The organism is Hypericibacter terrae (assembly GCF_008728855.1).
Taxonomy (GTDB): Bacteria; Pseudomonadota; Alphaproteobacteria; order Dongiales; family Dongiaceae; genus Hypericibacter; species Hypericibacter terrae.
This window is the reverse complement of the sequence record NZ_CP042906.1, coordinates 1,085,480-1,110,406: the sequence shown is the minus strand read 5'-3', so window position 1 is coordinate 1,110,406 and position 24,927 is coordinate 1,085,480. Positions and strand designations below refer to the sequence as shown.

The following is a 24,927-nucleotide window of genomic DNA, read 5'->3' as shown; positions in this document are numbered from 1 at the left end:
TTGCCTGGCAGGAGCAGCCGATGATGCGCATCTGGGCGCACCGCCCCCCACTCTTGCATCTTGGGCTTTTCATTGCGGCCTATGTCTTGGGCTGCGGATTCGCCCAGCTGCTCGCCATCGTGCCGGGAACAGGCATTTCCATTTGGCCCCCGAGCGGGCTTTTCATCGCCACGCTTGTCCTCGCCTCCAGGTCAAGCTGGCCGTGGTGGGTGCTGGGGGGCTGTCTGTCGGAACTGTTCAGCAATTTCCTGTGGTTCCACAGCCCGCTGCCGGCGGCCTTCCTGATCTATGTCGGCAACGCTCTTGAAGCAGTGGCCGGGGCATGGCTCGTGAACCGGACTTGCAAGCGCCCGGTTCGGCTGGAAACCTTGCAGGAGGTTCTCGCATTCGTCGTACTGGCCGCCGGAATTGCGCCAATCGTAAGCGCGACAGTGGGAAGTGCGACGCTTGCGTGGTTCGGCATCCAATCGCAGTCCTTCGTGACGGCTTGGCCGCTATGGTGGATCGGAGACGCCACCGGGGTCTTGATCGTAGCGCCGCTGGCGCTGGTCGTGTTTCAGAACTGGCGCGGCAAAGCCCAGTTCTCGACCGCGCGATGGATGGAAGCTTGCGTCCTGGGGCTGATCTTTCTTGGTGTCGCCGCCCTTTCCATGAGCGGCTACCTGCCCTTCGCTTACATCATCATGCCGCCTCTTCTTTGGGCCGCAGTGCGCTTTGAGTTCAAAGGCGCCGCCGTGACCTTGATCCTCCTCGCTTTGATCACGGCGATTTTCACAGTAACCGGCGCCGGCCAATTTGCCGGCGATCCCGAGTCCCAGAAGCATAAGCAGATTATGCTGCAGCTCTTTCTGGCGATCTCGGCATTTTCGGCGCTCATCGTGGCCGCCATATCCCGGCAGCACCACCTGGCAGTGCTCACATTGCGCCAAAGTGAGCGCTCGCTGCGAGAACTCGTCGAGGCGCTCCAGCATAGCGAGCAGCAGCTCTCGCAGTTCGTCAACATGGTCCCGGTCTACCTCTGGCGGCTGACTCCGGAGGGCGAACCGAACTTCTTCAACAAGCGCCTGACCGATTTTTTTGGCCTGGATATCGCGGATGCGGACAGGCCCGACAAAAGCCGGCTGGCGGCCATCATAGGGACCGTCGCCCATCCCGACGATGCGACCAGCTTAGGCGACGCGCTCAATCGCTGCGTCGTCACCGGCGAGAGCTTCTCGATGAAGTACCGCCTGCGTCGTGCGGACGGCATGTATCGCTGGATGGAGGGCAGCGCCGAGCCGATGCGAGACCACGGCGGACGCATCGTCCAGTGGTATGGCGTCAGCATCGACATTGACGATCGGCTGCACGCCGAAGAAGCGCTGCGCAACCGGGAGCGCGAGCTCTCGCTGCTCGTGGATATGGTTCCGAGCCATCTCTGGCGTGTGACCCCGGAGGGAGAACTCACACTCGTCAACAAGCGCATGGCGGACTTTCTCGGACTGGACTCGGGGAACAAGAGACAACTGGAAACGGTGTTTGACACCATCTTCCACCCGGACGAAGCGGAGGCGGTGTGGCAGGTTCTCCGACGCTGTCTTCGCACAGGCGAGACCTTCTCCATGAATTATCGCCTCCGGCGCGCGGATGGCGTGTATCGCTGGATGTCGGGCCGCGCGGACCCCCTGCGGGACGAGAGCGGGCGCATTGTCCAGTGGTTCGGCCTCTGTCACGACATAGACGATCGGGTGCACGCCGAAGAGGCGCTGCGGCGCGCTTCCGACCGGCTCGCACAGGCGACTCAGGCAGCAAGCCTCGCCGAGCTGTCCGCCTCGATCGCCCACGAAGTGAACCAGCCGCTGGCCGCGATCGTCGCCAACTCCCACGCATGCCACCGTTGGCTGTCCGCACAGCCTCCCAATATCGAGCGCGCGAAGATCACAGCGGAGCGTATCACCCGCGACGCCAACTCGGCAGCGGACGTCGTCGGCCGCATCCGCGCCCTATTCAGTCACACATCGCACGCCAGGTCGCCCGATGACGTCAACCGCCTCATCGGTGAAGTCTGCCGCCTGATGGCTGACGAGATCGCGGCGAAGGACATTCGTATCCAGAGGGATCTCGAGCAGGACCTGCCGTCGGTTGCGCTCGATCGCGTCCAGGTGCAGCAGGTGTTCGTGAACCTGATCCGGAACGGCATCGAGGCGATGGACAGCGTGGAGGACGATCCACGTGTGCTCCAGATATGTTCCTGCCGTGATGGTCGCGACGCAATCCGCGTCGAGGTTCGCGATACCGGCACTGGTTTTCGGGATCCCAACCGCGTCTTCGAACCGTTCTTCACGACCAAGCAGAACGGAATGGGCATGGGACTCGCCATCTGCCGTTCGATCATCGAATCGCACGGGGGCCGTCTCTGGACGACCAACAACGAGACACGCGGAGCGACCGTCGCCTTCCGGCTTCCTTTGGCGCCGAGCGAGGCGTCATGAGCCAGCGCGAGGAAATCGTCTTCGTCGTGGATGACGATGCCAGCGTGCGCGAGGCGATCGGCGAACTGCTGGAGTCCTTGGGATGGCGGGCCAAGACGTTCGCCGCGGCCGCGGACTATGTCGCCTATGCGAAGCCCGATCTCCCTGCGTGCCTGATTCTCGATGTTGAGCTGCCGGACATCAACGGACTCGATCTGCAGAGACAGATCGCGGAGGGCGATCATCCGCCGATCGTCTTCATAACCGGGCATGGCGACATCCCATCCTCGGTACGTGCGATCAAGCGCGGCGCCGTCGATTTCCTGACCAAGCCGTTCAGTGATTCGGATCTCATGGCCGCGATCCGAGCGGCAATCGCCCAGGACCGGGAAAGAAGATTGGAGCGAGCCGAACTCGGTGTATTGAGGCAGCGCTATCTCGACCTGACACCGCGCGAACGTGATGTGTTGCCGCTCGTGGTGAGCGGTCTTCTCAACAAGCAAGCCGCCGCTGAACTCGGGATCAGCGAGGTCACGCTCCAAATTCATAGAAGGAACGTCATGCAGAAAATGGCGGCGGCGTCGCTTGCCGACTTGGTGAGAATTGCCGAAAGGTTGCAGATCCCCATCACTCATTCCAGACGTACCGGAAGCTCTTGAAAATGCTCAAACTGAAGTCCGTGGTGGCGATCGTTGACGATGACAAGCGCTTGCTCGAATCGCTCGAGGATCTCCTTGAGTCAGCGGGGCACGTCGTCCGGACATTCGCGTCGGCCCAGGCCCTGCTCGACAGCGACGCCGTTCCAAAGATCGATTGTCTGATCACGGACATCGGCATGCCGGGCGTGGACGGCTTCGAGTTGCAGCGCGTGATGAGGCAGAGGCGCCCGGGCCTGCCGGTAATCATGATCACCGGTCGCCACGAGATCGCCGAGCCGCCGCAGGCAAAGCACGACTGGTTTTTCCGTAAGCCTTTCGACGGGCGAGCGTTGCTCGCTGCGATCGGCGCCGCTCTGACTGGAAAGGAGGACCGACCATGAGCGTGAGCGATCAGAGCAGGGTGCTCAACCAATCTCGGGCCGCGGGCAGTTCGGTCGAAGCGGATCGCCCGCTGGTCATCCTCGTGGACGACGACGACGCCCTCCGCGAGGCGCTGCACGAGCTCATGAGTTCTGTCGGCCTCGATGTGATCGGCTTCAGCTCGACGCGCGACTTGCTCGCGGCCGAGCTTCCAGATCGTCCAGGCTGCCTCGTGGCCGATGTACGGATGCCAGGCGTGAGCGGCCTGGATCTCCAGCGCCGACTGGCGAAAAGCGGAAACGCCAAGCCGATCGTCTTCCTCACAGCCCATGGCGACATCCAGATGTCGGTGCAGGCGATGAAGGCAGGCGCCGTCGACTTCCTTACTAAGCCGGTGCGCGACCAGGCACTGCTCGATGCGATCGCGACAGGCATTGAACGCGATATCGCGCAGCGGGCGAGATCGCGGGTCGTGAAGGACCACCTGAGCAAGTTCACGCTGCTCACTCTGCGCGAGCGCCAGGTGCTGCGGGAAGTCGCGCTTGGCCGGGTGAACAAGCAGATCGCTTTCGACCTCGGCATCAGCGAGATCACCGTCAAGCTCCACCGCGGCAACCTCATGCGCAAGATGCAGCTGACTTGCATCAGCGAGCTGGTTCGCGTTTGGGAGGCGCTGCCCGCCGAGGTACGCGAGGGCGTGGATGCCTAGGACCGCCCGGTTGAAGGGGAGCGGCGCTGGCCGAGGCGCCAATTGACCGTCATGGCCGGCCCCCAGGGTGACGGTGAGGGTGATGAGCTCGATGGCGGCAACCAAGCCGGCATCTCGTTCCGGAAGCGAGAGACCCTCCATCGACCCGCCGATCACGAGGAGCGACATCTGCGTGACCGGCCCGCCGATCGCCTGCCTGGCGGCGGCCTCGGCCACAAGGGACGCAGGATCGCGAGGCGTCGAAGGATCGCGCGGGGCTTAGACTCACCTAGCGATCGGCGATAGGAACCTATCCCGCCGTAGAGTATCGGCACCGTGGTCGCTTACGCCATTATCCCACCCGTTCCGGGCAGGCCGACAGCCACGGCTCGTCCCCGTGCCGACCGCCCGGCGCGGGATCGGGCAGAGGCATTTCCGAGAGCAGGTAACGGAGATCTGAATATGTCACAAAGACTTGTCATCATCGGCGCCGGATTTGCCGGAATGTACGCCACGCTTTCCGCGGCCCGCCTGCGCGACGCGGCCCGTGCTTCGATCGAAGAGCTCGAGATCGTCCTGGTGTCTCCGCAACCGACACTCGTGGTCCGCCCTCGCCTCTATGAACCCAATCCGGAGACGCTGACCGCACCGCTCGACGATGTCCTCAAGGCAATCGACGTTCGCTACGTCCAGGGTACCGTCGAAACCATCGATACGCGTGGCCGATCTGTGGAAATCGTGAGCAAGGCGGACGACCGCCATCACAGATTGACGTACGATCGATTGGTCCTCGCCACCGGCAGCCGCCTGTTCCGTCCGCCCATTCCGGGCCTGGCGGAGCACGGATTCAGCGTCGATCAGCTCGACGAGGCGATCAAGCTCGATCGCCACCTCCACAGCCTAGCCGGCCGGGCTGCATCCAAGGCGCGTGATACGGTGGTTGTGGCCGGCGGCGGTTTCACCGGTATCGAGGTCGCCACGGAATTGCCGGCGCGTCTGCGTAGGATTTTGGGGCCGGATGCGACGATTCGGGTCATCATTGTCGAGCGTGGTCCGGCCATTGCTCCCGACATGGGCGCCGAACCCCGCCCCGTCATCGAGAAGGCGCTGCGCGAATGCGGGGTCGAAAGCCGGCTCGGCGTCGGGGTGGCCGCATTGGACGACGCAGGTGTGACGCTGTCCGACGGCGCGCGCATCGAGAGCATGACCGTGATCTGGGCGGCGGGGATGCGCGCGGCACCTCTTACCGCGCAGGTTCCGGGAGAGCGCGACAACTTCGGCCGGCTCCTGGTCGATCGCACGCTGCGCGTCCTCGATGTCGACGGCGTTTATGCGACGGGCGACGCGGCCAAGGTCCCATGTGACGATCAGGGTAGGCATGCCCTGATGTCGTGTCAGCACGCGACGCGAATGGGGGCCTTTGCCGGCAACAACGCGGCCGCCGAACTGCTCGGCGTCCCGACGAGCCCCTACCACCAGAAGGTCTATGTCACCTGCCTGGACCTGGGCGAAGCCGGCGCGGTCTTCACCCGCGGCTGGGACCGAAAAGTGGAGATGATTGGCGCCAAGGCGAAAGCCACCAAGAAAGAGATCAATACCGTGTGGATCTACCCACCTCGGGCCGAACGCGCGGCAGCGCTCGCGTCGGCCGATCCGGAACGCGTCACGGACCTATAGAGCGTCACCCCCGTAGAAAAGCGGCGGATGTGCGGCATCTGATTGGCCCTTTGAGACGGTGAGTCCAGGCGATCGAGAATCTCACGACCCACGCCTGAAGGAGCAAGACGATGATCGATTTGGGCAGCGCGCGCCAGAGCTGCGCAGGCCGCAACAAACAATCGATCCGAGAGCAGCTTGGTCATCTCGCATGACTGAGTCGAGGAAGCTTGTTGCGGTGCTTGCGGCGGATGTCGTCGGGTTCAGTCGGCTGACCGGGGTGGACGAGGACCGCACCCTGGCAAGGCTGCGCGCGCTTCGAAGCGACCTGATCGATCCGACGATCTCCGTCCACAAGGGACGCGTCGTGAAGCGAACCGGCGACGGCGCCATTGTGGAATTCCGGAGTGTCGTCGAAGCCGTTCGCTGCGGCATTGAGATTCAGAACTCGATGATCGAGCGCAACGCCGGGCTGCCGCCGGAGCGGCGCATTGAATTTCGTATCGGCATTCATCTTGGTGACGTTGTCGAGGAGAGCGATGGCGACCTGATGGGTGACGGCGTCAATATCGCGGCGCGCTTGGAGGGCGTTGCTCAACCTGGCGCCATATGTCTTTCGGAGGATGCCTATCGGCAGGTGAGATCGCGGCTCGATCTCGCAATCAGCGATCTTGGCGAAACCAGGCTCAAGAACATCGCGGAGCCTATGCATATTTATTCGCTTCAGTTCGGAGGTGCGGCTGCGGCAAAGGCGACTGCGTCGGCCGGAACTGCGACGGCGGCCGCGCCCGGATTGTCTTTGCCCGACAAGCCCTCGATTGCGGTCCTGCCGTTTCAGAATATGAGCGGCGATCCCGAGCAGGAGTACTTTGCCGATGGGACGGTCGAAGACATCATCACGGCATTGTCGCGATTCCGTCAGCTCTTCGTGATCGCTCGCAATTCGTCGTTTGTCTACAAGGGCCGGGCCGTCGATGTGAAGCAAGTCAGCCGTGACTTGGGCGTGCGCTATGTCCTCGAAGGGAGTGTGCGCAAGGCGGCGAACCGCATTCGTATAACGGCGCAGCTCATCGATGCGCCAACCGGGCTCCATCTCTGGGCGGAGCGCTTTGACGGCGGATTGGAGGACATCTTCGACCTTCAGGACCAGGTCACGGCGCGCGTCGTGGGTGAAATCGCACCGAAGCTGGAGCAAGCCGAGATCGAGCGTGCGCGGCACAAACCGACCGAGAGCCTCGACGCCTACGACTACTACCTGCGTGGACGGGCGAACTTGAATCGGGGAACCAGGGATGCGACCGAAGAGGCACTGAACCAATTCTATCAGGCGATCCAGATCGATCCGGATTTCGCGTCGGCGCACGCGATGGCCGCGTGGTGCCATTTCTGGCGCAAGGTCAACGGCTGGATGACCGATCGATTGCAGGAGATCGCCGAGGGAACCCGATTGGCCCGTCGGGCCGTCGAGCTGGGCGAAGACGATGCCGTCGCGCTGACGCGAGGCGGCCACGCGCTCGGCCACTTTGCCGACGACCTCGATGCCGGCATCGCGCTGACCGACAGGGCGAATCTGCTGAATCCAAATCTCGCGTCTGCTTGGTTCCTCGGCGGGTTCCTGAGAATCTGGAACGGCGAACCGGACGCCGCCGCAGAGTACTTCGAGCGCGCGATGCGTTTGAGCCCCCTCGACCCCGAGAGGTATCGAATGCGGGCGGGAATGGCGATGGCACATCTGTTTGCCGGACGCTTTGATGCCGCGTCTTCATTGGCGGAGGAGGCATTGAGGCATATGCCCAGCTTCCTGATGGCCGTCGGCATCATCGCAGCGAGCCATGCGCTTTCGGGCCATCAAGACAAGGCCCGGCGGGCCATGGATCATTTGCGCCAGCTTGATCCCACATTGCGCCTCTCCAATCTTGCGGATTGGCTCCCCATCCGCCGACCGAAGGATCTCGCGACGTTCGCCGATGGCCTGCGAAAGGCGGGGCTCCCCGACTGAACCGCCAAGTCTGCTCCTGGCCCAAATGAGAAGTGCCGCGCCGCTCGTGAGGCGAAGCGGCCATCGGTTCGGGAGCGGCGGCGCCTTAAGCCCTCGAATCGGCCACTATCGCCGGCAAGGATGTGGCCAGGACAGTGGCGACCGGTAACAGGCCCGCGAGCCTTGGGGCACGGAGTCTCATCTCGCGCCTCTCACTGGAACCCCCAGCTGCCGTTCAGGACTTCCTCGGCGCAGGCCACGCCCGTCATCTTGTCCTCGATGGTGAGCTGATCCTCAGGCTTGCTCATCAGCGGGTTGCAGATTTCCGGAGTGACGAACTGTCCGCCGGTTGCCATGGCGGTGAACATCGCCCATTCCTCCACCGCTATGGGGCGTTCCTGGTTGGCGTCGGCCATCTTGAAGCCCACCAGCATGTCCGCCTGGCCCTGTGCGACCTCGGCCTTGTGCAGCCACACGGTCTGCAAGCCTCCCATGGCCAGCGTGGCCTTGAGCTTCTGGTCGCCCGAGAACATGCCGCCCCCGGTATATTCATGGACCGGGCTGCCGCTCGCCGTGAGGTTGCAGACGAAGACACCGAGCTTCGTGCCGGTCTTGCCGTCCCACACAAGCTGCTCAGCGGTATCGCCGCTGATGTCGAGCTCCTTCAGCAGCGCCATGCAGTTTTCCTGGTGCAGGGTCTCAATGATCGCGACGCTTCGATCATGGATAGCGGCGTGCATCGGCTGGAACGGGGGCGCCTTCTCGGTCTCGCTGACCCCCGTCAGGTCGAGGACGGCCGTTCGAACCTGGCCCAGTCCGGCCAGCGTTGCCGGCATCTCGTCGAGCTTCGCCTTGAATTCCGGCAGCAATCTGTTGATGTCCTCGTCGAGGGCCTGCTCGGCGGCCTGGCCGAAGCGCTGCCGATCGTTGGGGTCGGCGATGGTCATGGACGCCGCGCCCCAATAGTTCACCAGCTTGGCAAGGTCGCCGAGCGACGCGACCTGCACCTGGCCCAGCCCCTCCATCGCCGCGCTCAAGGCCCGCGCGTTGATCGCGTTCTGCTTGGCAGCGACGGCGGCCTTGAAGCTCTGGCGCCTGGCCTCATCCACGCTGTTTTGAGCGGGATCATTGGCGAGCTGATAGAGCTGAGGAAGCGAATCGGACGTGTCGGGAAGAGCGGCGATCTTGGCCTCGACGGCGGCGAGCGCCTCGAGGCCAGCGTTGTAGGCCTGAATGGTCGTGCGCGCCTGCGCGATCTGCGGGTCGGCCGCATCGATCCAGTTTCCTTTTGCCGCCAGCTTGAGAAGCTCGGGCGCTTCGGCCGGCGGGTTCGGCATCCTGGCGGCGCCCGGCATGGCGCGCCATGTCGCCTGGCACACCGTGCGAAGCGTCTGGAACCGGGTCAGGTCCTCGTCGCCCCAAGCGGCCACCGAGATCCCGAAAACCGGCACCACATGCTCGTCGAGGAAGGCTCGATAGGTGCTCTGGCTGCCGAGCGCCACCCCCTGCCGTGCATCGGCCGCACCGCTCCAGCGATAAAGCTCGACGCAATCCGGCGGTACCCAGCCGGGGGGTGTCGCCTGTCGCAGCCCGGCGCGGATCTCGTCGGCGCGCGCGGCGGCCTGACCGTCGATCGCCGTCAACGCGTCGCTCGGCACCATCGCGGCGATGCGCTGGCGCACCTTCTGCAGGCCGATGACGCCGTCGGCGGTTGCCGGTGCCGCGGCCACCTCCTGCCCCATCGCCTGGCCCGCGCCAGCCTGGATGGCCGCGCGGCGGTCCGCCAGCTCGGCCATGAGCTGCTGACGATCGCCGTCGGGGAGGTAAGGAAGGAATTTGGCGATGTAAACAAGGGGACCGGTGATCTCGCGCGGCAGGCCCACGGCCGCCTGGAGATTCGGCTTGGCCGGATCGGCGTCGATGAGCGCGGCCAGCCCACGGTCGAGCTCGGCCGTATCGGGCAGCCCGGCGATGGTCGGGCGCTGCGATTCGACCGCCTGGCGTGCCTTGGCGACGGCTGCCAGCGTCTGGCCGAGCGTCTTGACGAGGGCGGCGTTCGCGACGCCCAGCGCATCCATCGCCGGCTTGTCGCCCGCCTTCTTCGCCTCCCGATAACACAAGGTGAGGGCGCCACTCGCCGCCTTGATATCCTCGCCGCTCCAGGAGAGCGCGGTCGCGCCGAAGACCGGCAAGAGCGCCTCGTCGGCGAGCGCCTTCGGCAACGGCAAGGCAGGGGCGACGGTGTAGCTGTCGGTCGGAACGACCGTGGCCGACCACGCCTTCAGGGCGTCGCAAGCCGGCACGGTGATCTGCGGAGCCGCGACCGCGGCCTGCCCCCAGGCGAGCATGACAGCCAGAATGGTCCCGCCGAAACCACGGCAAACCGATCGTTCGTCCATGATCGCCCCCGCATCTAATCGGATTTTGATTTTTGTTAGTCTTGCCCCCGCCCCTTCGCGTGAAGGGCAAACCAGCCTTCCCGGTGCGGAGAGTATTCCCATGCCTGAACACTGGCAAGTTAGGGGCACTAACGTGGTCCGGCCTACGAAGTAGGCACCTCGCAGCCCAGGAGAAAAGTCGCTTTTTCGCGAACGCTCTTCCGGAATGCGACTTCAGATGCGTCGCCTTCCAGCGCGTTGGCTTTATCCGGAAGAGCACGATATCGGATCGCTATTGCGCCGGCTGCCGCTACAACCGCTTCTTTGCGAAAGCTCTGCCGGACGGTGACTTCAGGTACTTCTCGAAGGCGAAGGCTTGCTTTTCATCCGAGAAGGCAATGTAGGTCTTGACGACCCATGGCGCATATTTCGACGTATGAGGCACGTCGCCCGCATTGTGCTTCTCCAGACGGGCACGCAGATCAGCTGTAACACCGACATAGTAGCGGTCGGCGTCTTCCTGGCTGCGAAGAATGTAAACATAGATCATGCGCACTGCCCCGGCCTTCGCTCGCTTCGCACCCGAGAACACGACTCGGCTTGCCGAGCCGTAGCTCGCGAAGCGCTACAACTCGCACACGCCCGCCTTCGCCCTCCGGGCTTCGGCGCGGCAGCCTTCGCTCGCTTCGCACCCGAGAACACGACTCGGCTTGCCGAGCCGTAGCTCGCGAAGCGAGCGAAGGCTGGTGGGCCCGGCAGGACTTGAACCTGCGACAACACCGTTATGAGCGGCGCGTTCTAACCAACTGAACTACGGGCCCGATCCCAGGCAAGCGATCGGCACTAAAGCAAAAGCCAGAATGACAGGTCATTCTGGCTTTTGGTATCCGGCGAAGGGAACCTCGATCAGGTGTCGAGGAAGCTTCTCAGCTTGCGCGAGCGGCTCGGATGCTTGAGCTTGCGCAGCGCCTTCGCCTCGATCTGTCGTATGCGCTCGCGGGTGACCGAGAACTGCTGGCCGACCTCTTCGAGCGTATGGTCGGTGTTCATGCCGATGCCGAAGCGCATGCGCAGCACGCGCTCCTCGCGCGGCGTCAGGCTGGCGAGGACCCGGGTCGTGGTCTCGCGCAGGTTCGCCTGGATCGCGGCATCGAGCGGCAGCACCGCGTTCTTGTCCTCGATGAAATCGCCCAGATGCGAATCCTCCTCGTCGCCGATCGGCGTCTCGAGGCTGATCGGCTCCTTGGCGATCTTCATCACCTTGCGCACCTTCTCGAGCGGCATGCCGAGCTTCTCGGCCAGCTCCTCGGGCGTCGGCTCGCGGCCGATCTCGTGCAGCATCTGGCGCGAGGTGCGCACCAGCTTGTTGATGGTCTCGATCATATGCACCGGGATGCGGATGGTGCGGGCCTGGTCGGCGATCGAACGGGTGATCGCCTGCCGGATCCACCAGGTGGCGTAGGTCGAGAACTTGTAGCCGCGGCGATATTCGAACTTATCGACCGCCTTCATCAGGCCGATATTGCCTTCCTGGATCAGGTCGAGGAACTGCAGGCCGCGGTTGGTGTATTTTTTCGCGATCGAGATCACGAGACGAAGGTTCGCCTCGACCATCTCCTTCTTCGCGCGGCCCGCCTCGCGCTCGCCCTTCTGGATCGTGTTGACCACGCGCCGGAAGTCGGCGATCGGCAGGCAGACATGGTCGGCGATGGCGGAGATGTCCCCGCGGATCACCTTCACCTCGTCCTTGTGCTTGAGCGCGTAGTCCTTCCAGCCCTTGGAGGTCAGGCGGCCGACCTTGGAAAGCCAGCGCGGATCGAGCTCGCTGCCGTAATAGCGCTGGATGAAATCCTCGCGCTTCACGCGATGCTTCTCGGCCAGGCGCAGCAGCTGTCCCTCGAGCCCGACCAGCTTGCGGTTGAGCTGGTACATCTCGCCGACGAGGCTCTCGAGCCGGCCATTGTTGAGCTTGATGGGCTTCATCAGCTCGGCCAGCTCCTGCTTCAGCTTGTCGTAGCGCTTCTCGCTGGCGGGCAGGAACTTCTCGCCCTTCTTGAAGGCCTCGAGGCGCTTTTCCGCCAGGCGGTCCAGCTTCTGATAGGCGTTGGCGACGGCGTCGAAGGAGAGCACGACCGAGGGCAGCAACTCCTGCTCCATGGCCGAGAGCGACATGTTGTTCTCGTCGTTCTCCTCGCCTTCGGCCAAGGGCGCGCCGTCGGGGCGCGGCTCGGCCGCCCCTTCGACTTCCTCTTCCTCTTCCTCCTCCTCGACGGCGTTGCCGCCGGCGGGGATCACGGCGTCGCCCTCCGGCGCCTTGCCATAAGTGGCTTCGAGGTCAATCACGTCGCGCAGCAGCATCTGCCCGGCCTTGAGCTTGTCGCGCCATTCGATGATGGCGCGGAAGGTCAGCGGGCTCTCGGCGATGCCGCCGATCATCATGTCGCGGCCGGCCTCGATGCGCTTGGCGATCGCGATCTCGCCTTCCCGCGACAGCAGCTCGACCGAACCCATCTCGCGCAGATACATGCGCACGGGGTCGTCGGTGCGGCCGATATCCTCGTCGCCGAGATTGCCGGTGCGGCTGCCCTCGGGCGCTTCCTCGGACTCCTCGGTGGGCGCCGCGGCCGGTTCGGCCGCGACTTCCTCGTCCTCGGACTCGACGACATTGACGCCCAGCTCGTTGAGCATGGCCATCGTGTCTTCGATCTGCTCGGAGGAGACCTTGTCGGCCGGCAGCGCCTGGTTCAGCTCGTCATAAGTGACATAGCCGCGCTCTTTGCCGCGCGTGACGAGCTTCTTGACGGAGGCGCTGACGCTGTCGAGCAGGGGGCTGTCGCCACCTTCTTCGCGCGCCTCGCCATTCTCCGCCTTGGCTGCCGGTTTTGTCGCCATCTGCTATCGCCTCGATGCTGTCGTTCTGTTCGTTGCTGGCCGACCGCCCGGGCCGCCGCCCGATGATCCCTGCCCGATCTTCAAATATGGTTCACCCGGTCGCCCGAAAAACTCTCCGGCGCCCCCTGGCATTGTCGGCAAGCTCACTTCGCCCGTTTATCGATATCGCGTCGCCGACTCTCGCCCGAGAGGCTCTCGCGCTGCGCCGCCTGAAACCTGGCCCAGGCTTCGGGAGTCGCATCCGCGCCAAGTCTTTGGGCTGCGAGATCCGCTTCCAGACGCGCCTGTCTCTCCTTCATCAGACCGAGCAAATGGTCAAACGCCTCTTCCGCGGCCGTCATCTCGACCTCGGCGCGACAGACAGACAGACCCTTGTTGCGGGTGGTTAGCGCGTCCAGGACACCGCCAAACCCCGTATCCACCAAGTGGCGTTTCAACCCCTCGACGTCAAGGTCCGGCGTGCCAGCCGCGTGGTCTATAACGGCTTGACGAAGCTTGTCAAGTTGGGAGTCGGCTAGCACGAGGTGTGCCAGTTCCTCGGCCCTCTGATGGGCGATGCGCGGATGGCTCACGACGATGCTGAGCAGCATCTCGGGCTGGCGGCGCTCCGGGTCCGGAATCCCCTGGCGGAGTGCGGCCCCGCCGCGTTCCTGGGGTGCCCCGGAATAGCGGTTGGCCCCGTTGCGGCCCTGGCCGAAGCCCTTGGTCGCGCCCCGCGCGGCCCCGCCGCGGCGATCCGCCATCCCCCGGCTGCCCCCCGACCCGCGGTTGGCATAGCCGAACGCGTCGGCCAGCCGGCGCTCGAACTCAAGCCGGTAATCCTCCTGGACGGTCCGGTCGGCGATGCGCGCGGCCAGGTCCTTCAAATGCTGGCGGAGGCCCGATTTGCGCTCCGGCGTGTCGAATTGCCGGCCGGCGGTCTCGGTCTCCCAGAGCAGGTCGGCCAGCCCCATGGAGCGGGACAGGACCTCCTCCATCGCCGCGGCCCCCTTGGCCTTCACCAGGCTGTCGGGATCCTCGCCCTTCGGCATCATGGCGAAGCGCAGCGAGCAGCCGGGCTTGAGCAGGGGCAGCGCGCGATCGGCACCGCGCGCGGCGGCGCGCTGGCCCGCGCCGTCGCCATCGAAACAGAGGATCGGCTCCGGCGCCAGCCGCCACAGCAGCAGGATCTGCTCTTCGGTGAGCGCCGTGCCCAGGGGCGCCACGGCCTGGGCCAGTCCCGCCTGGCTCAGGGCGATCACATCCATATAGCCCTCGGCGACGACGACCTCGTTCTTCTGCCGGATCGATTCCTGGGCCTGGGCGAGGCCGAACAGCACGCGGCCCTTATGGAACAGCGGCGTCTCGGGCGAGTTCAGATATTTCGGCTCGCCCTCGCCCATCACGCGCCCGCCGAAGGCGATCACGCGGCCGCGCCGGTCGGTGATGGGAAACATCACGCGGCCGCGGAACCGGTCGTAAGAGGCACCGCCGCCGGCGCCGTTCTCGGCCGGCGGCTTGATCAGCAGCCCGCCTTCGATCAGCAGCGCTTCGGGAAACCCCTGCTTGGTCAGCGCTTCCTTGAGGCTGCCGCGGGAATCCGGCGCATAGCCGAGGCGGAAGCGCGCAATGGTCTCTTCGGTAAGCGCGCGGTTCTCGAGATAGTCGCGCGCGCCGCGGCCGCGTCCGCCTTTGAGCTCGGCCTCGAAGAACTTGGCGGCGGCCTCCATGGCGCCCAGCAGCGTGCTCTGGCGCTCGGCCTTCTCCCGCGCTTCGGGATCGGGCTGGGGCACCGGCAGACCCGCCTCGTTGGCGAGCCGCTCGACCGCCTCCGGGAAGCTCGCCCCCTCGGCCCGCATCACGAAGGTCATGGCGTCGCCATGGGCGCCGCAGCCGAAGCAATGGAAGAAGCCCTTCTCCTCGTTGACCGTGAAGGAGGGCGTCTTCTCGTTATGGAAGGGACAGAGCCCGACGAAATCGCGGCCGCGCTTCTGCAGCTTCACGCGGCGCCCCACCACATCCGCCAGCGGCAGGCGGCTTCTCAGCTCGTCGAGAAACTGTGGGGGGAAGGCCATGAGCGGCGCGAAACTCCTGAAGCGGCCGAAGGCCTGGCAGCCGCCCAGTATCCGACCACAGCCCCGAGTCGTTCAAAGCCTCACCGGTCCGGGAGGGCTCTGAGTCACGGGGATATCGCGTATGAAAGAGCGGTAGGGCTGATAAGTGGGCCGGCAGGGTCCCGCTTCAAGGGCGGCCGTCAGGCCCCGAGCTTCTGCTTCACCAGCGGGCCGGCCTTGCCGAAATCCATCCGGCCGGCGAAGCGCTGCTTCAGCAAGCCCATGATCTTGCCCATATCTTTGATGCTCGCCGCACCGGTCTCGGCGATCGCGGCGGTCACCGCCTCGCCCATCTCGGCCTCGGTCATCTGCTTGGGCAGGAAGCGCTCGATGACGCCGATCTCTTCCTGCTCCTGCTGGGCGAGTTCGAGCCGGCCGCCCTTCTCATAGAGCTCGATCGATTCGCGGCGCTGGCGCACCATCTTATGCAGCATCTCGACGATCTCCTCCTCGCCGATGCCGTCGGTGATGCCCTTCGGCCGGGCCGCGATGTCGCGGTCCTTCAAGGCGGCGAGGATCAGGCGCAGAGTCGAGACCGCGCGCAGATCGCGCGACTTCATGGCCGTCTTCAGGGCTTCGTTCAGGTCGGTGCGCAACATGGAGCCACTCGCGGGATGGGAGACGCGGAAACGCAGGGGCGATACGCCCGACTCCGGCCGATCTCGGGAAAGCGTTCAGGGTAGCGGATCGGCCCCGCGCAGGCAATTTCGCCGCGCTCTCGCAAACGCTTGATTTCTCTCGGAGAAACAAAACACTTCCGGCTTGACGCGCGCGGCCGCTTTGCTTAATAACCCGGCCAACTTGAGCGACGCGACGCGCGTGACCATATGGGTGTGCGCCGCGAACCTCCTCCCCCGCGATCGCCAGGATCCTTCCGCCGATGAGCGAGACCCAAAACACGCCTGCCCCGAACACGTCAGGGGGGCGGCGTTCCTGGGCTACGGCGGTGCTCGCACTGGCGGACGGGCAACTGATTTGGGGCCACGGCATCGGCGCGGTCGGAAAGGCCGTCGGCGAAGTCTGCTTCAACACCTCGCTCACCGGTTATCAGGAGATCCTCACCGATCCTTCCTATGCCGGCCAGATCATCACCTTCACCTTCCCGCATATCGGCAATGTCGGCACAAATCTCGAGGATATCGAGACGACCACGCCGGCCGCGCGCGGACTGATCCTGCGCGCCGACATCACCGAGCCCTCGAACTGGCGCGCGACGCAGCATCTCGATGGCTGGCTCAAGGCGCGCGGACTGATCGGCATCGCCGGCGTCGATACGCGCCAGCTCACGCGGCGAATTCGCGACGCGGGCGCACCCTCGGGCGTGGTCTGCCACGCGCCGGACAGGAAGTTCGACGAGGCGGCCCTCGTCGCCGAAGCCAAGGCCTGGCCCGGCCTCGATGGCATGGATCTCGCGATCGAGGTCAGCTGCCGGCAGAGCTATGGCTGGGACGAAACGCGCTGGACCCTGGAGAACGGCTATGGCCGCCAGGCGAACCCGCGCTTCCATGTCGTCGCAGTCGATTACGGCGCCAAGCGCAACATCCTGCGCTGCCTGGCCTCGATCGGCGCCAAGGTGACGGTGGTGCCGGCAACGGCCACGGCCGAAGACATCCTGCGGCACAAGCCCGACGGAATCTTCCTCTCGAACGGCCCGGGCGATCCCGCGGCCACCGGCGAATATGCGGTCCCGGTGATCCGCAATCTGCTCAAGACCGAGATCCCGCTCTTCGGCATCTGCCTCGGCCATCAGCTTCTCGCGCTGGCGCTGGGCGGCAAAACCAAAAAGATGGCGATCGGCCATCGCGGCGCCAATCATCCGGTCAAGGACCTCGCCTCCGGCAAAGTCGAGATCACCAGCCAGAATCACGGCTTCTGCGTGCTGCCGGAATCGCTGCCCGCCGGCGTCGAGGTCTCGCATGTCTCGCTGTTCGACGGGTCGAACGAAGGACTGCGCCTCAAGGACAAGCCGGTCTTCTCGGTGCAATACCACCCCGAAGCCTCGCCCGGACCGCAAGACAGCCACTATCTCTTCAAGCGCTTCGCCGATCTCATCGAGAAGAAGCAGCGGAGCTGAATCCAGAGATCATGCTGAAACATCGCGACATCGGTATTCTTCTCCCTCCCCCCTTCATTCTTTCCTCTCCACCCGCGCAGCGGGGGAAGAGGATCAAGGTGAGGGGGGTGTCGCCGCAAGACTCGCTGCTTCAGCACCGCGCTCCCCCGTCCCCTACCCTCCCCCACAAGGGGGGAGGGGATGATTTGTTGAACGCGAGTCCTGCCTGATGCCGAAGCGCACCGACATCAAGTCGATCATGATCATTGGCGCCGGGCCGATCGTGATCGGGCAGGCTTGCGAGTTCGATTATTCGGGGACCCAGGCCTGCCAGGCGCTGAAGCAGGAAGGCTATCGCGTCGTGCTGGTGAATTCGAACCCGGCCACGATCATGACCGATCCCGGCCTGGCCGACGCCACCTATATCGAGCCGATCACGCCCGAGATCGTCACCCGCATCCTGGAGAAGGAGCGGCCCGATGCGCTGCTGCCGACCATGGGCGGGCAGACCGCGCTCAACACCGCGATGAAGCTCGCCAAGTCGGGCGTGCTGGAGCGGCTCGGCGTCGAGCTCATCGGCGCCAAGGCCGACGCGATCGAACTTGCCGAGGACCGGCTGCTGTTCCGCCAGGCGATGGAGCGCATCGGCCTCAAGAGCCCCAAGAGCCATCTGGTCAACACGCTCGAGGACGCGATCGAGGCGATGGAGCAGATCGGCCTGCCCTGCGTCATCCGCCCCTCTTTCACGCTGGGCGGGACGGGCGGCGGCATCGCCTATAACCGCGACGAGTTCGAGAACATCGCGGCGGGCGGCCTGCGCGCCTCGCCGGTCAGCCAGGTGCTGATCGAGGAATCGGTGCTGGGCTGGAAAGAATATGAGATGGAGGTGGTGCGCGACCGCAACGACAACTGCATCATCATCTGCTCGATCGAGAACATCGATCCCATGGGCATCCATACCGGCGACAGCGTGACAGTCGCCCCGGCCCTGACGCTCACCGACAAAGAATACCAGATCATGCGCGACGCCTCGATCGCGGTCCTGCGCGAGATCGGCGTCGATACCGGCGGATCGAACGTGCAGTTCGCGGTCGATCCGAAGTCGGGCCGCATGGTCGTGATCGAGATGAATCCGCGCGTATCGCGCTCGTCGGCTTTGGCGTCCAAGGCCACCGGCTTCCCGATCGCCAAGATCGCCGCCAAGCTCGCGGTCGGCTACAGCCTCGACGAGCTCAAGAACGACATCACGCGCGTGACGCCGGCCTCCTTCGAGCCGACGATCGATTACGTCGTCACCAAGATGCCGCGCTTCACCTTCGAGAAATTCAAGGGCGCGGAACCGCTGCTCACCACCGCGATGAAATCGGTCGGCGAGGCCATGTCGATCGGCCGCAATTTCCAGGAATCGGTGCAGAAGGCGCTGCGCTCGATGGAGACCGGCCTGACCGGCTTCAACGAGGTGGTGGTGCCGGGCGCCGATCCGATCCTGTCGATCCGCGCCATGCTGGCGCGGCCGACGCCCGACCGGCTGCTGGTGATCGCCCAGGCCTTCCGCCTCGGCCTCACGGTCGAGGACATCAACAGCATCACCCATTACGACCCCTGGTTCCTGCGCGAGGTCGAGGCGCTGGTCGCGACCGAGGCGAAGATCCGCAAGGCCGGCCTGCCGCAGGACGCCACGGGCTGGGTCCGCATCAAGAAGATGGGTTTTTCCGACGCGCGCCTCGCCGAGCTTGTCGGCAAGGACGAGGCCGCAGTCTCGCAGGCGCGCCGCCGCGCCGGCGTCACGCCGGTCTATAAGCGCGTCGATACCTGCGCCGCCGAGTTCGCCTCCGACACGCCCTATATGTACGGCACCTATGAGGGCGATGGCGTCGATGCACCCGAATGCGAGGCCAATCCCACCAACCGGCGCAAGATCATCATCCTCGGCGGCGGCCCCAACCGCATCGGCCAGGGCATCGAGTTCGACTATTGCTGCGTCCATGCGGCCTATGCGCTCAAGGAAGCCGGGTTCGAGACCATCATGGTCAATTGCAACCCGGAGACCGTCTCGACCGACTACGACACCTCGGACCGGCTCTATTTCGAGCCGCTGACGGCCGAGGATGTGGTCGAGATCGCGCGGGTCGAGCAGCGCAAGGGCAAGCTCGAGGGCGTCATCGTCCAGTTCGGCGGCCAGACGCCGCTGAAGCTGGCGGCGGCGCTGGAAGCGGCCGAGATCCCGATCCTCGGCACTTCGCCCGATGCGATCGACCTGGCCGAGGACCGCGAGCGCTTCCAGGTTCTGCTGGCGAAGCTGAAATTGCGCCAGCCCGCCAACGGCACGGCGCGCTCCGGCGCCGAGGCGCTCAAGATCGCCAACCAGATCGGCTATCCCGCCGTGATCCGTCCTTCCTATGTGCTGGGCGGCCGGGCCATGGAGATCGTCCATGACGACACGGATCTCGAGCGCTACATCAAGACCGCGGTGATCGTCTCGGGCTCGAGTCCGGTGCTGATCGACTCCTATCTGCAGGACGCGGTCGAAGTCGATGTCGACGCGGTCGCCGACGGCACCGACGTCTATGTCGCCGGCATCATGGAACATATCGAGGAGGCCGGGATCCATTCCGGCGATTCCGCCTGCTCGCTGCCGCCCTATCACCTGTCGGCGGAGATCATCGCCGAGCTCGGGCGCCAGACCGTGGCACTGGCCAAGGCGCTCCATGTCGTCGGCCTGATGAACACGCAGTTCGCGGTCAAGGACGGCATGATCTATGTGCTCGAGGTCAATCCGCGCGCGAGCCGCACCGTGCCCTTCGTCGCCAAGGCGACCGGCCAGCCGATCGCCAAGATCGCGGCCCGCGTCATGGCGGGCGAGAAGCTCGCCGACCTGAAGCCGGTCCCGATGAATGAGGGGCATATCGCGGTCAAGGAAGCGGTATTCCCCTTCGCGCGCTTCCCGGGTGTAGACGTGATCCTGGGGCCGGAGATGAAATCGACCGGCGAGGTGATGGGCCTCGACCGCGACTTCGGCCGGGCCTTCGCCAAGGCGCAGCTCGGCGCCGGGGTCGATCTGCCGACCAAGGGCACCGTGTTCATTTCGGTCAAGGATCGTGACAAACCGGCCATGATCGAGATCGGCCGCAACCTGGTGGCCATGGGCTTCAGCCTGATCGCCACCGGCGGCACCCAGCGCTTCCTGGAAGCCGAGGGGCTGCCGATCACCCGCATCAACAAGGTGCTGGAAGGCCGGCCCCATGTGGTCGATGCCATGAAGAACGGCCGGGTTCAGCTGGTTTTCAACACCACCGAGGGGGCCGCCGCCATCGCCGACAGCGCCTCCATCCGCCAGAGCGCGCTTTTGGGAAATATCCCTTATTATACAACGGTTTCAGGGGCGCGGGCGGCCGTGGCCGCGATTGCCGCACTGGCCTCGGGGCCGCTTGAAGTCGCGCCCCTGCAATCGTACTTTAAGCGCGGGTTCTGATCATCGGCCCAACACGGGTTGCGGCCGAGGGTGTGCTTTTGCCTCTGCGGAAACCGGGTTTCCGAGGCGGCGGGCCATGGCCCCATCCCGTTGACATCACCGTTCTTTTCTTCGATTTCGTGGTTGGAATGGCATGACCAAGATTCCCATGACGGCGGACGGCTTCACCCGTCTCGAGGACGAGCTGAGGCATCTGAAGTCGGTCGAACGGCCGGCGGTCATTCGCGCCATCGCCGAGGCGCGCGAACATGGCGACCTGTCCGAGAACGCCGAGTATCACGCCGCGCGCGAGCGCCAGAGCTTCATCGAGGGCCGGGTGGCGGAGCTCGAGGACAAGATCTCGCGCGCCGAGGTGATCGACGTCAGCCGGCTTTCCGGCAAGGAAGTGAAGTTCGGCGCGACCGTTACGTTGCTGGACGAGGACACCGAGGAAAAAGCCAGCTACCAGATCGTCGGGCAGGATGAGTCCGACATCGCGGCCAAGCGGCTCTCGATCTCCTCGCCGCTCGCGCGCGCGCTCATCGGCAAGCATGTCGGCGACACCATCGAAGTGACCACCCCCGGTGGGTCCAAGTCCTACGAAATCACCAAGGTCGCGTTCAAGTAAGGCGGCCTCTTCGGTAACGGACACGGAACCGCCCGACGGTTCCGCGGCGCCGGAGCCGCGCGGTTTCTTCGACATCGCCTTCACCGATGCGGTCAAAACCGTGCAGACGCGGCTGGGCTCGCGCGGTCGCAACGAAGAGATCGAGAAGAGCCCCGCCCGCAACCGGATCACGCCCGAGCTGGCGGCGTGGCTGGCCGAGCGCAACAGCGTCTTCCTCGGCACCGCCAGCGCCGATGGCCGCCCCTATATCCAGCATCGCGGCGGCCCGCCGGGCTTCCTCGTCGCGCTCGACGACCGGCATCTCGCCTTCGCCGACCTGCCGGGCAACAAGCAATACATCACGCTCGGCAATCTCAGCGAGAACGACCGCGCCATCATCTTCGCGGTCGATTACGCCCACCGCCAGCGCATCAAGCTCTGGGGCCGCGCCGAGGTGATCGAAGGCGACGCGGAGCTGCTCGAGCGCCTGACGCCGCCCAAATCCCGCCTGCGCCCGCAGCGCGTCATCAAGTTCCGTCTCGAAGGCTGGGACATCAATTGCCCGCAGCACATCCCCCAGCTCTTCAGCGCCGAAGAAGTCGAAGCCGCTGCCTCGGCCATGCTGGCGCGGATCCAGGAGTTGGAAGAGGAAGTGGCGGGGCTGAAGGGCACACGCTCCTGATGTCACCCCCGCGAAAGCGGGGGCCCATGCCGATCCAGCGCGCCGAGTGGAAAGTTGGGTCCGCTGAATTTTCAAACGAAGTGCAACACCAGATTAGGGTGTTGCCATGGGAACAAAATACACTCAGCTCTCGGCCGAAGAGCGCGCCATCCTTGCCAGCCTTCAGGCCAAAGACCACTCGATCCGCCAGATCGCTGCAGCTCTGGATCGCCCAGCATCGACGATTTCTCGGGAGCTGAAGCGAAACACCGGCCGTCAGATCGGCTATCGGGCCGTCTACGCCCAGCAGCAGACCCGGGCCCGGCGCTGGCGAGGCTCGCGTCTGGAACGTGACGCCAAGTTGCGCCGGCAAGTCCTCGACGGCCTGAAGAAAGGCTGGTCGCCCGAGCAGGTCTGCGGCTGGCTCGAACGCCAGCAGGGCCGGCACGTCATCAGCCCGGAGAGCATCTACCGCTTCATCCAGGCCCAGATCACCCGCCACAAGGACTATCGCTGGCGCCATTACCTGCCCCGCGCCAAGAGCAAACGCGGCCGCCGCGGCCGCAAGGGCGGCAGCTCGGCCCTGCACATCCAAGATCGTGTTTCCATTGCAGAAAGACCCGCCGCCGTCGGGGACCGTTCGGTCGCCGGCAACTGGGAAGCCGATCTCATGATGTTCACCCGCTACGGCCAGGCCCTCCTCGCCTTGCATGAGCGATCCTCCCGCCTGCTCATCGTCGGCCGGTCCAACGGCAAGCATGCCGAGCCGATCGCCGACGCTATCGCCAGCTTGCTCGGGCCTCTGCCCCAATCCCTGCGCCAGACCATCACCTTCGACAATGGCACCGAGTTCGCCCGTCACTACGAGCTCCACCGCCTCGATATCCAGACCTTCTTCTGCGACCCCTATGCTCCCTGGCAGAAAGGGGGCGTCGAAAACGCCATCGGGCGATTGCGCCGCAACATCCCCAGAAAAACCAACCTCGACACCCTCACCACACGCCAACTCTCAAATCTGGTCCGCGCCTACAACAACACCCCGCGCAAATGCCTTGACTGGCACAGCCCCGCTGAAATCTTCTGCAGCCAAGTGTTGCACTTGGAGTGTGAATCCATCTCCCCGCTTTCGCGGGGATGACGTTTGGGCGCTACTGCGCCGCGACCAGCTCGTCCTCAACGTCGATCGGCACGCCGGGTGCGTTCTTGCAGGTGCGGATGGCCAGGGCCGACTTCACATGGCTGACGTTCGGCGCGGCGGTGAGTTTGGTGGTGAGGAAACGCTGATAGGCGTCCCAATCGACCGCGACCACCTTCAGCAGGAAATCCATCTCGCCCGCCAGCATGTGGCACTCCCGCACTTCCGGCCAGGAGTTGGTCAAGGCCTCGAAGGCCTTGAGGTCATGCTCCGCCTGGCTCGACAGCCCGACCTGGGCGAACACCGACACGCCATAGCCCAGCGCCTCCGCATTGAGGTCGGCATGGTAACCGCGGATGAAGCCGGCCTCCTCCAACGCGCGCACGCGGCGCAGGCAGGGCGGCGCCGAGATGCCGGCGCGGCGCGCCAGATCCACATTGGTCATGCGACCGTCCTGCTGGAGGTCGTTGAGGATTTTCCGGTCGATTCGGTCGAGCTTGACCCGGCGCATGATTTCCCTCGGTCGGGCGGTGGCGGGGTATGCGCAATTATATTGCCGAAAGGCCGGGCCCGCCAGCCATCGCCGCCCGAAAACGGACCCCGGACGGTAGGGCCAACCGCCGTTTATCCCTGAGGAAAGCAAGGATTTTGACCGAAATTCGCAGAGGTCCGCGTTCCGGGCATGGCTTGTTTCCACGCGTGCCCCACCCTTATTGTGGGGGGACCGGTTTTCGCATCTCCCGGCGCCGCCCGAGCGGGTCCCTTCGAGGCAGGGTCCCGTAACAGCGGCGCTCCGCTATCCCGAGGCCGATTCGGCCCGCTAAGTTCGCCTCCATCCGGAAACGACGAGCCCAAGGATCGGCCCATCATGGCGCAGCAGCATCACGTCAAACTCCTGATCATCGGTTCGGGCCCTGCGGGCCTCACGGCCGCGATCTATGCCGCGCGCGCCAATCTCAAGCCGACCCTGCTCGAGGGCATACAGCCCGGCGGCCAGATGACGATCACCACCGACGTGGAGAACTATCCGGGCTTCGCCGACGTGATCCAGGGGCCGTGGCTGATGGAGCAGATGCGCGCGCAGGCGCTCCATGTCGGCACCAGGATCCACACCGACACCATCACCTCGCTCGATCTGTCGCGCCGGCCGTTCCGCTGCGTCGCCGACAGCGGCGATGTCTATCTCGCCGACAGCATCATCATCGCGACCGGCGCCCAGGCGCGCTGGCTGGGGCTCGAGAGCGAGCAGCGCCTGCGCGGCGCCGGCGTCTCGGCCTGCGCCACCTGCGACGGCTTCTTCTTCCGCGGCAAGGAGGTCGTGCTGGTCGGCGGCGGCAACACGGCCGTCGAGGAGGCGATCTATCTGAGCCATATCGCCGAGAAGGTGACGGTGGTCCATCGCCGCGACAGCTTCCGCGCCGAGAAGATCATGCAGGATCGCCTGTTCAAGAATCCGAAGATCCATGTGGTCTGGGACAGCGTCGTCGAGGAGGTCCTCGCCGCCGGCGACCCGCCGGGCGTGACGGGCGTGCGGGTGCGCAATGTGAAGACCGGCAAGACGGGCGAGATCGCCTGCGACGGTTTCTTCGTCGCCATCGGCCACACGCCCGCGACCGAGCTGTTCAAGGGCCAGATCGAGATCGACGAGGAAGGCTACATCGTGACGAGGCCCGACAGCACCAAGACCTCGGTCCGTGGCGTGTTCGCGGCGGGCGACGTGAAGGACAAGGTGTTTCGCCAGGCCGTGACGGCGGCCGGCATGGGCTGCATGGCGGCGCTCGAGGCCGAGAAGTTCCTCGCCTTCGAGGCCGCCGAAAGCGAGCCGGCCGCGGCGGAATAGCCGGGCCGGTTCAGGGGTGCCTGCCG

General features: G+C 65.1%; 18 protein-coding genes and 1 tRNA gene. 12 read left to right on the top strand and 7 right to left on the bottom strand.

All coding sequences use genetic code 11. The annotated features are described in order from the left end of the window. The first annotated feature begins 20 nt into the window (after positions 1–20). The 6 genes from FRZ44_RS05180 (at position 21) to FRZ44_RS05155 (ending at position 7,812) form a co-directional block, all read left to right on the top strand. A complete protein-coding gene (locus tag FRZ44_RS05180; protein ID WP_151176173.1) occupies positions 21–2,471 on the top strand; it encodes an MASE1 domain-containing protein in 2,451 nt (816 codons plus the stop codon). After that, complete coding sequence (locus tag FRZ44_RS05175) at positions 2,468–3,109, top strand: response regulator transcription factor (protein ID WP_151176172.1); 642 nt, start codon at positions 2,468–2,470, stop codon at positions 3,107–3,109. The genes FRZ44_RS05180 and FRZ44_RS05175 overlap by 4 nt, the downstream gene beginning before the upstream one ends. Positions 3,110–3,111: 2 nt before the next feature. Next, positions 3,112–3,489 (top strand): response regulator, encoded by a 378-nt coding sequence (locus tag FRZ44_RS05170; protein WP_151176171.1) that lies wholly within the window; start codon positions 3,112–3,114, stop codon positions 3,487–3,489. Continuing rightward, entirely contained in the window at positions 3,486–4,178 is a 693-nt protein-coding gene (locus FRZ44_RS05165; RefSeq protein ID WP_151176170.1) for a response regulator transcription factor, read from the top strand. The genes FRZ44_RS05170 and FRZ44_RS05165 overlap by 4 nt, the downstream gene beginning before the upstream one ends. Positions 4,179–4,619: 441 nt before the next feature. Then, positions 4,620–5,834, top strand: coding sequence for an NAD(P)/FAD-dependent oxidoreductase (locus FRZ44_RS05160; protein ID WP_151176169.1), 1,215 nt, complete (start codon positions 4,620–4,622; stop codon positions 5,832–5,834). A 217-nt stretch (positions 5,835–6,051) separates the two neighbouring features. After that, positions 6,052–7,812, top strand: coding sequence for an adenylate/guanylate cyclase domain-containing protein (locus tag FRZ44_RS05155; RefSeq protein WP_407658053.1), 1,761 nt, complete (start codon positions 6,052–6,054; stop codon positions 7,810–7,812). A gap of 191 nt (positions 7,813–8,003) precedes the next feature. On the opposite strand, the gene FRZ44_RS05150 is transcribed toward FRZ44_RS05155, so the two are convergent. From FRZ44_RS05150 to FRZ44_RS05125, 6 genes are all read right to left on the bottom strand, one after another. Continuing rightward, positions 8,004–10,292: a hypothetical protein gene (locus FRZ44_RS05150; protein ID WP_151176167.1), complete on the bottom strand. Its 2,289-nt coding sequence runs from the start codon at positions 10,290–10,292 to the stop codon at positions 8,004–8,006. A gap of 187 nt (positions 10,293–10,479) precedes the next feature. Beyond that, entirely contained in the window at positions 10,480–10,719 is a 240-nt protein-coding gene (locus tag FRZ44_RS05145; RefSeq protein ID WP_151176166.1) for a GIY-YIG nuclease family protein, read from the bottom strand. A 194-nt stretch (positions 10,720–10,913) separates the two neighbouring features. Further along, positions 10,914–10,990, bottom strand: a tRNA-Ile gene (locus tag FRZ44_RS05140). A gap of 85 nt (positions 10,991–11,075) precedes the next feature. Beyond that, entirely contained in the window at positions 11,076–13,061 is a 1,986-nt protein-coding gene (gene rpoD, locus FRZ44_RS05135; protein WP_151176165.1) for an RNA polymerase sigma factor RpoD, read from the bottom strand. A 143-nt stretch (positions 13,062–13,204) separates the two neighbouring features. Next, on the bottom strand, positions 13,205–15,115 hold the full coding sequence (gene dnaG, locus FRZ44_RS05130; RefSeq protein WP_151176164.1) for a DNA primase: 1,911 nt from the start codon (positions 15,113–15,115) through the stop codon (positions 13,205–13,207). Positions 15,116–15,294: 179 nt separating this feature from the next. Beyond that, positions 15,295–15,753 carry a GatB/YqeY domain-containing protein gene (locus tag FRZ44_RS05125; RefSeq protein ID WP_151176163.1) on the bottom strand — a complete coding sequence of 153 codons (459 nt, stop codon included), beginning with the start codon at positions 15,751–15,753 and terminating at the stop codon, positions 15,295–15,297. A 281-nt stretch (positions 15,754–16,034) separates the two neighbouring features. Between FRZ44_RS05125 and carA the strand changes: the two genes are divergently transcribed. The 5 genes from carA to FRZ44_RS05100 all read left to right on the top strand — a co-directional run bounded on the left by carA (position 16,035) and on the right by FRZ44_RS05100 (position 23,064). After that, positions 16,035–17,228: a glutamine-hydrolyzing carbamoyl-phosphate synthase small subunit gene (gene carA, locus FRZ44_RS05120; protein ID WP_151176162.1), complete on the top strand. Its 1,194-nt coding sequence runs from the start codon at positions 16,035–16,037 to the stop codon at positions 17,226–17,228. A 208-nt stretch (positions 17,229–17,436) separates the two neighbouring features. Beyond that, entirely contained in the window at positions 17,437–20,679 is a 3,243-nt protein-coding gene (gene carB / locus FRZ44_RS05115; RefSeq protein WP_151176161.1) for a carbamoyl-phosphate synthase large subunit, read from the top strand. 133 nt (positions 20,680–20,812) lie between these two features. Then, on the top strand, positions 20,813–21,286 hold the full coding sequence (greA, locus tag FRZ44_RS05110) for a transcription elongation factor GreA (RefSeq protein WP_151176160.1): 474 nt from the start codon (positions 20,813–20,815) through the stop codon (positions 21,284–21,286). A gap of 100 nt (positions 21,287–21,386) precedes the next feature. Next, the gene (locus tag FRZ44_RS05105) at positions 21,387–21,947 is read left to right on the top strand and encodes a pyridoxamine 5'-phosphate oxidase family protein (RefSeq protein WP_225308551.1); all 561 of its coding nucleotides are present in this window, start codon (positions 21,387–21,389) and stop codon (positions 21,945–21,947) included. Between the two features lie 106 nt (positions 21,948–22,053). Continuing rightward, entirely contained in the window at positions 22,054–23,064 is a 1,011-nt protein-coding gene (locus FRZ44_RS05100) for an IS30 family transposase (protein ID WP_151176077.1), read from the top strand. 10 nt (positions 23,065–23,074) lie between these two features. On the opposite strand, the gene FRZ44_RS05095 is transcribed toward FRZ44_RS05100, so the two are convergent. Then, positions 23,075–23,572 carry an Lrp/AsnC family transcriptional regulator gene (locus FRZ44_RS05095; protein WP_151176158.1) on the bottom strand — a complete coding sequence of 166 codons (498 nt, stop codon included), beginning with the start codon at positions 23,570–23,572 and terminating at the stop codon, positions 23,075–23,077. Positions 23,573–23,929: 357 nt separating this feature from the next. On the opposite strand from FRZ44_RS05095, the gene trxB reads away from it, so the two are divergent. Continuing rightward, complete coding sequence (gene trxB, locus FRZ44_RS05090; RefSeq protein ID WP_151176157.1) at positions 23,930–24,901, top strand: thioredoxin-disulfide reductase; 972 nt, start codon at positions 23,930–23,932, stop codon at positions 24,899–24,901. Positions 24,902–24,927 lie beyond the last annotated feature (26 nt).

Coding starts and splice junctions, on each gene's coding strand:
- FRZ44_RS05160 (WP_151176169.1), top strand. CDS start 4,620: ATGTCACAAAGACTTGTCATCATCGGCGCCGGATTTGCCGGAATGTAC.
- rpoD (WP_151176165.1), bottom strand. CDS start 13,061: ATGGCGACAAAACCGGCAGCCAAGGCGGAGAATGGCGAGGCGCGCGAA.
- greA (WP_151176160.1), top strand. CDS start 20,813: ATGACCAAGATTCCCATGACGGCGGACGGCTTCACCCGTCTCGAGGAC.
- carA (WP_151176162.1), top strand. CDS start 16,035: ATGAGCGAGACCCAAAACACGCCTGCCCCGAACACGTCAGGGGGGCGG.
- FRZ44_RS05095 (WP_151176158.1), bottom strand. CDS start 23,572: ATGCGCCGGGTCAAGCTCGACCGAATCGACCGGAAAATCCTCAACGAC.
- FRZ44_RS05170 (WP_151176171.1), top strand. CDS start 3,112: ATGCTCAAACTGAAGTCCGTGGTGGCGATCGTTGACGATGACAAGCGC.
- FRZ44_RS05180 (WP_151176173.1), top strand. CDS start 21: ATGATGCGCATCTGGGCGCACCGCCCCCCACTCTTGCATCTTGGGCTT.
- FRZ44_RS05150 (WP_151176167.1), bottom strand. CDS start 10,292: ATGGGAATACTCTCCGCACCGGGAAGGCTGGTTTGCCCTTCACGCGAA.
- FRZ44_RS05165 (WP_151176170.1), top strand. CDS start 3,486: ATGAGCGTGAGCGATCAGAGCAGGGTGCTCAACCAATCTCGGGCCGCG.
- FRZ44_RS05145 (WP_151176166.1), bottom strand. CDS start 10,719: ATGATCTATGTTTACATTCTTCGCAGCCAGGAAGACGCCGACCGCTAC.
- trxB (WP_151176157.1), top strand. CDS start 23,930: ATGGCGCAGCAGCATCACGTCAAACTCCTGATCATCGGTTCGGGCCCT.
- carB (WP_151176161.1), top strand. CDS start 17,437: ATGCCGAAGCGCACCGACATCAAGTCGATCATGATCATTGGCGCCGGG.
- dnaG (WP_151176164.1), bottom strand. CDS start 15,115: ATGGCCTTCCCCCCACAGTTTCTCGACGAGCTGAGAAGCCGCCTGCCG.
- FRZ44_RS05125 (WP_151176163.1), bottom strand. CDS start 15,753: ATGTTGCGCACCGACCTGAACGAAGCCCTGAAGACGGCCATGAAGTCG.
- FRZ44_RS05100 (WP_151176077.1), top strand. CDS start 22,054: ATGGGAACAAAATACACTCAGCTCTCGGCCGAAGAGCGCGCCATCCTT.
- FRZ44_RS05175 (WP_151176172.1), top strand. CDS start 2,468: ATGAGCCAGCGCGAGGAAATCGTCTTCGTCGTGGATGACGATGCCAGC.